The following is a 7906-nucleotide window of genomic DNA, read 5'->3' on the forward strand; positions in this document are numbered from 1 at the left end:
GGAATTCCACGTCTTAGGCGTCATACTGAAAGGAATGGTGAATTCCTATGAACATAGCGGAGTTTATGAATCATTTACAGAAGAAGAACGTGAAATTGTACCATCAAGACGGAAAAATCAAAATGATTGGACCGCGTGAGGAAATCAATGCTGATCTTAAATCACAGATTAAAGAACACAAACAGGCACTTATTCAGTTTCTGATCCATCAGGAAGAAGTATGGAATGCGCCTATTCCAAAGGCCCAAGAGTCGACCAACGAGATGTACCCCTTGTCCAGGGCTCAGAAAAGAATGTATATTCTGCATCAAATGGACGATCAGGGAATTGCTTATAACATACCAATGGCGGTGAAGCTGACGGGTCATCTTGAACTGGATTCACTTGAAGCAGCGATTGGGCGTGTGATCGAGAGGCATGAAGCGCTTCGAACTTCATTTGTCGATGATCAGGGTGAGCCTGCTCAGAAGATTCATCCTCAAATTCGGTTTAAGCTTGATTTCAGCGAACGGAATGAATCAGATATCTTGGTCAAGATCAAACAATTTATTCGACCTTTTGATCTAACGCAGGCTCCGCTGCTGCGGGCGGAACTGGTTCGCTTGGATCAAGATCATCATGTACTGCTCATGGATATGCATCATATTGTATCCGATGGGATGTCATTTGCGCTGTTTTTGAATGAACTGGCTGAACTATACAGTGGAAAACCGTTGACACCTGTTTCCATCCAGTACAAGGACTATGTAGCATGGGAGAAAGCCAAAGAACGTTCAGGTGATCTGAAGAAGCAGGAGACATATTGGCTGGATACGCTGAGTGGGGAACTGCCACAACTTCAAATGCCTCTGGATTATGCCCGCCCGCCAGAGCAAAATTATGCCGGTCAGCGAATGGTTACCCAATTGGATCAGGAATTAACGAGAAAATTGCAGCGTCTTGCCGATGAGCATGACGTAACGATGTACATGCTGCTTTTATCAGCCTATGCAGTCCTTTTATCTAAATATACTGGACAGAAAGACATTATCGTGGGTACCCCGATCGCAGGCAGGTCGAATGAACATCTCAAATCAGTAATGGGTTTGTTCACCAATACAATAGCAACAAGACATAACATCGACCCGGAGCAGACATTCGTCGCGTTTTTGAATCAGGTGAGAAGGCATACCTTATCTGCATATGAGAATCAGGATTATCCTTTTGATGAACTGATTGAAAAACTGAACTTACCTATGGATCGGAGCAGACACACACTGTTTGATACAATGTTTGATTTGCAGCACGCCGAGGATTATGTGTTCCAACTTGGTCAGCTTCAAGCGGAAATGTGTGAATTCGATCTACCGGTCTCCAAATTTGATCTCAGTCTCACCGTAATTCATTACGGAAGTCACATGAAACTGGATCTGCAATATGCTTCCGGATTGTTTGCCAAAAATAGCATGGAACGTTTTTTAAGTCACTTGATGAATGTGTTGAATGAGATTGCGTTGAACGTCACGCAAAAGGTAAGTCAGCTTCGCATGTTGTCCAGTCATGAAGAGGATCAGGTGTTGTATGAGTTTAACAGCAAGCGAGTGGATTCGTACCAGGGTACCTTAAATGATTGGTTTGAAGAACGCGCTGCATCTACACCTGAACGGATCGCAGTAGTCCACGGGGAAAAATCCATGTCGTATAAGCAACTTAATGAACGAGTAAACAAGCTGGCACGCCTGCTTCGAATGAGAGGGGTGAAGCCCGATTCGATCGTTGGTGTTATGGTGGAGCGTTCCTTGGATATGATTGTTGGGATACTTGCAGTTCTTAAAGCGGGGGCTGTATATATGCCGATTGATCCTGAACTGCCTGATGACCGAGTATTATACATGCTCAGGGATAGCGAGGCCGTGTTGCTTTTGAACGGGTGTCCTTTGAGAGACAGACTCCACATCACATCCGAGCTGGAGATGGACGACCCGGAAATTGAACGTATGGAACCACACAATCTGGAAGGTGTTAATGAGCAAGAAGATTTGGCCTACGTGATTTACACTTCCGGTTCAACGGGTGCACCTAAAGGGGTCATGACCACTCATGGAAATGTATTGAACTATATTTCTACATTTTTGAACAGAGTACCGCTAACAGAGGAGGATGCGGTTCTTCAGGTAGTGTCCTTTTCTTTCGATGCGTTCACTGAGGAAGTATTTCCGTTGCTGGCTGTATCCGGGCGTATTGTCCTGAGTGACAAGTTAAACGAAACGCATGTAGATGACCTGGTTATGCAGATTGAAAAAGAGAACATCACTGTCTTAAGCTGTTCCCCGCTCCTTCTAAACGAGTTGGACAAAAACTGGCATCTGCGTCCACATGCCAACATGAAATTTATCAGTGGCGGGGATGTCCTGAAATACGAATATGTCCGGAATATGGTCGGTTCGGCTCAGGTGTACAATTCATATGGACCTACCGAAGCAACGGTATGTGCTACATATTATCGTGTGATGCCACAGGACGAAGGAAGAGTGTCAATTCCCATAGGCAGTCCTCTTGGTAACTATGAGGTGTTTATACTTGATGAACATCAACAACCCGTTCCGATTGGTGTAGCAGGGGAATTATATATCGGCGGAGCAGGGGTCGCTAAGGGATATCTCAACCTTGCCGAGCTCACACAATCCCGTTTTGTAGATCATCTGCTTGCATCGGGGAACAAAATGTACCGCACCGGGGATATGGGGAGATGGCTTCCGGATGGAAATATCGAGTTTCTTGGAAGAAATGATGAACAGATTAAAATCAGAGGATATCGCGTTGAAATTCGGGAAGTGGAGCATCATCTGGCAGATCATCCCGATGTAAGCGACGCTGTAGTTATAACTCAAAAAGACCAACAGGGTCAGCTCTGCCTATGCGCTTATATTGTCTGGAATTCGCCAGAACATGGACATGGCTTTGATGAACTGAAAACACATGCGAGAGAACGATTGCCAGCTTACATGATTCCTTCATGGTTTATGAGCTTGGAGCAAATTCCGCGTACCCTCAATGGTAAAGCGGACCTTAACGTTTTGCCCCATCCCGATGTGGACAGCATGGCCAATACGACGTATGTGGCCCCAAGCAATGAGCTGGAATGTATATTGGCATCCATTTGGGAAGAAATATTGGAACTTCGGCCGATTGGTGTAGATCATAGCTTTTTTGAACTGGGTGGTCAGTCTTTGAGAGCATTTGCCATGATGTCAGCCATTCAGAGAAAGTTAGAGCTTCGGATTACACTCAAGGATATCTTTAACATGCCTACAATCAGGCAGCTGGCTGCATGGCTTCTAACAGTGGAGACACAGCGCACTTGCCCAATCCAAAAGGCAAACGAAAAACCGTATTATCCATTGTCCGCAGCACAGCGAAGACTTTACATTCTGGATCGGGTGCAGCAAACGGGTTTGATGTATAACATGCCACTTATTATCCGTTTGTCCAAAGAAGCTGAACAGGTACGAATGGAGCAGACATTGCTTGAAATGATTCATAGACATGAAGGGCTGAGAACTTCTTTTACAGAAATCGATGGTGAGCCCGTGCAGCATATTCATGCCCAAGTGAACTTCTATCTTCTTGTAGGCAGCGGGTTGCAAAAGGATTTCGATCCGTTCATACATTCATTTATCCAACCCTTTGATCTGGAGAAGGCCCCTTTGTTCAGAGCTGCATTATGGCGAACAGAGACCAGCCAATATTTATGTCTTGATATGCATCATTTGATTTCAGACGCGGTGTCCATGGATATCCTTATTCAGGAAATAGGGCAAATCTATGAACATAAACAATTGGCACCATTAACCCTTCAATATAAAGATTATGCTGAATGGTCTCTGGCCCCGGAACAACAGGAACAAAGGCAAGAGCACCAGCAATACTGGACAGACAAGCTTAAAGGTGAATTGCCCGTGTTAAATTTGCCGCTTGATTTCTCCCGACCTGCGATTCAGAGTCATGAAGGAAACCGGCTTCAATTTGCAGTGGATTCCGAACTGACACAAAAACTGCGTTTGCTGGCTGCCGAAAACGGTGTAACGCTGTTTGTTTTGCTGTTAACCGCATATACGATACTTCTTGCCAGGTACACTTCCCAGGATGACATCATTATAGGGACTACGGTGGCAGGACGAGAGCATCCGGAATTGGAAGATATGGTGGGCATGTTTGTTAATACGCTGGCATTACGCTTCTATCCTGAACCCGATATGTCCTTGCAGCAGTTGCTTCATCATATTAAGGATACTACGCTTGAGGGCTTTGCCCATCAGGACTATCCGTTTGATGAACTGGTAAGCAAACTTGAAGTGAAAAGGGATGCAAGCCGGAGTGCGCTATTCGATACACTGTTTACTCTTCAGGCTGAACAGACAACGGGAATGGACGCTAATGATTTGCTGGCTGAATACTATCCGTTCAGTCACCCCACAGCCAAGTTTGATCTGAGCGTAACCGCGTTGGAAACAGCGGAGGGTATAGAGATGTTTTACGGGTATGCCTCTAGGCTGTTCAAAGAAGAGACCATTGAGAAACTGGCTGGGCATTATAACGAAATTTTGAAAGAAATTGTAAAAGATACTCAACGCACCATTGGTGAGATCAACATGGTGACGGAAAAGGAAAGGGAGCTGCTGCTGTACCAGTTCAACAACAATGTTCGGGACTACGCCCAACGAAAGTCCGTTCCGGAACAGATTGCAGACCATGCAATTCATTTTCCCGATAAAGTAGCTGTTGTATATGATGGGCAACAACTAACCTATAGCGAACTGAATGAACGGGCTACCGATGTTGCGGAAGCTCTGCTGGATCTTGGATTGCATAAAGAAATGCCTGTAGGCATTATGATGGATCGTTCATTGGAAATGATGGTTGGTTTACTCGGTATTCTCAAATCGGGTGGGGCATATATGCCTTTGGACCCTGCCTTTCCCGAGGAACGTATTCGCTACATGCTGGAGGATAGCGGTGCCAGCGTGGTTGTAACTCAAGAGCATTTGTTGTCCCAAGTGAAAAAATACAGTCATTCCATTAAAACTCTGGTGCTTGACAGTTCTTGCTCACCATTACAGAGCATTGAGGAGAAGGGCGGCCGCCAGGAACGGAATGGTGTGTCCCGAATAAAGCATGATGACCATGATTTGGCCTACATCATTTATACCTCAGGCTCAACCGGATTGCCAAAAGGTGTATTAATTGAGCATGGATCATTCGCCAATTTATGTTATGGCTTCAGTGAATCTCAGCAGATCACGGAGCGAGATCGTGCAGCTAATTATTTGCAAATTACTTTTGATGGGTCTATTATCGATATTTTTCCGACATTGGTGGTGGGGGCCGAGCTGCACATCATCCCATCTCAGCTGCGCCTGGATATGTCACGGCTAAATGCATATTTGAATGCACACTCCATTACATTGATCACGTTGCCGCCTAAGGTGTGTGAAGTTTTTATCCATCAACCTAATACCTCATTGCGTTTGCTAATTGCTGGAGGAGAACAGCTGAAACTTTCGTTTCTTCCTGACTACCCACTGATTAATGCATATGGGCCTACCGAGAACACAGTCGCTACCACCTACCAACGGGTAGATCAGGTTCACGGCAATATTCCGATTGGCAAGCCGCTCCCCAACATCTGGACGTACGTGATGAATAGTGATCATCAACTGTGTCCAGTTGGTGTAGCAGGAGAGTTATACATTGCCGGCAACAGTGTAGCCCGGGGCTACCTTAATAATCCGGACATGACTTCGGAGAAATTTGTGGACAACCCGCATGAACCCGGCGGCAAAATGTACCGGACAGGTGATCTGGTGCGCTGGCTGCCTGGTGGCCAACTGCAATTTATGGGGCGTACCGATCAACAGGTGAAAATCCGTGGATACCGGATTGAGCTTGGCGAGATCGAGCAACAACTGCTGAAACATCCGGCCATCCGGGAAACAGCGGTTCTGGCTCATCAGGACCCGCAGGGAAATGGGGCGCTGTGCGCCTATGTTGTAGCCAAAGGTGAAGCAGTGTGGACAGCTGCTACTGTTCGGGACTGGCTGGAAGCGGAACTGCCGGATTATATGATCCCGGCCTATGTGGTGGAGCTGGATCAGCTGCCGCTGACGTCCCATGGCAAGCTGGACCGCAAGGCGTTGCCAGAGCCGGACCACCATCTGCCTGCCGGGCCGGAGACGGAAGCACCGCGTAGCGAGGTGGAGCGCCTACTGGTGGAAGTTTGGCGTGATGTGCTGAACATGGAGGAGCTGGGCATCAATCACCAGTTCTTTGTCTCCGGGGGAGATTCCATCAAGGCACTCCAGATCGGATCACGTCTGGCCCGAGCGGGACTGCGGATGGAGGTTCGGGATTTGTTTGCCTATCCAAAGATTCGGGATCTCTCCCCGTATGTGAAATGGGATCAACGTGAGCGCCAGAGCCAGGAGCCTGTGGAAGGAGAAGTGCAGCTGACCCCGATTCAGCAGTGGTTTTTTGCGAACAACACGACGGAACGAAATCACTTCACGCAGTCCTTCATGCTGCATCGGGCGACCGGGTTCAAGCCGGACGTGCTGGAACCAGTGCTGGATCGGTTGCTGGAGCATCATGATGCGCTGCGCATGAGATATGAGATACAACCAGATGGGAGTATCCGCCAATTCAACCGTCCGGTTCAAACTGGAGAGCGGATGTATACCTTGCACCGATTTGATATACGGGACTGGAATGAACCGGAGCGTCAGGTCTATGAGGCGGCTACCCGGGTGCAGCAGGCATGTAACCTGGAAGAGGGCAAGCTGGTGCAGGTCGGGTGGTTTGAAGCCGAAGATGGAGACCATCTGCTGCTGGCGATTCATCACCTGGTCGTGGACGGGGTGTCCTGGCGAATTCTACTGGAAGACCTGGAAGTGCTGTATCAGCAAGCGGAGCGGGGAGAAGCGCTGGATGTGGGCGAGAAGACCGACTCTTACCAGCGTTTCGCAGAAGCCGTGCAGGATTACGCGAACAGCCCGCATGCCGCCAAGGAGCGAGCCTACTGGGGTAGACTTGCAGCGGAAGGGGCTGGACTGAACCTGGGAGAGCGAGAGGAAGCGGCGGAACCGGATCGATTTGCGGACAGCCATACCCTGCAAAGCACCCTGAGTGCGGAAGTCACCCAACAGTTGCTGCGGGAGAGCAATCGGGCCTATCAGACGGAGATCAATGATCTGTTACTCAGTGCGCTGTATCTTGCGGTGCGTAAGCTGACGGGTGAGCTGAAGCTGAAGGTGAACCTGGAAGGCCATGGCCGGGAGGATGTGCTGGAGGGTATCGATCTCAGCCGCACCGTGGGCTGGTTTACGACCCTGTACCCGGTTCTGTTGGAGGGTGAAGCGGAGGACGAACTTTCGACCACCATCAAACGGGTGAAAGAGGGATTAAGGAAGGTACCGCATAAAGGCTTTAGCTATGGAGCGCTGAAATATGTGGCCCAGATGCCGGAGTTACAGGCGGAGAAGAAGGCTCCAATTCTATTTAACTATTTGGGAGAGATCGGAGCATCCGCAAATTCCGGGTGGGTTCATGCTTCACATTTTAAACCGGGAGAAAGCATGGGCGAGCACATTGCACGCATGAACCCGATTGAGCTGAATGTAGCCATCTATAACGGAAGCCTGGCCCTTAGCACAACCTATACCAAGTCTGCGTTTTCAGAAGAAATGATTCTTAATTTAAACCATTATTATATCGAAGCAATTGAACAAGTGATTAATCACTGTATCAGCAAAGAACATACGGAGAAGACATCTACCGACTATGGATTTAGTGACTTGTCATTAGAGGATCTTGAAGATTTATTAAGCGAATATGAGCTGATTGAGGATTAATATTTGTCTATTTTCATCCC

At 47.8% G+C, this 7906-nt stretch carries 1 protein-coding gene; it reads left to right on the forward strand.

Features of this window, described 5'->3' with window-relative positions; translation table 11 throughout:
- Nucleotides 1-65: 65 nt before the first annotated feature.
- Complete coding sequence (locus MKZ13_RS13250; RefSeq protein WP_339184550.1) at nucleotides 66-7886, forward strand: amino acid adenylation domain-containing protein; 7821 nt, start codon at nucleotides 66-68, stop codon at nucleotides 7884-7886.
- Nucleotides 7887-7906: the final 20 nt, after the last annotated feature.

The sequence above is a fragment of the Paenibacillus sp. FSL R5-0701 genome (genome assembly GCF_037973995.1).
Taxonomy (GTDB): Bacteria; Bacillota; Bacilli; order Paenibacillales; family Paenibacillaceae; genus Paenibacillus.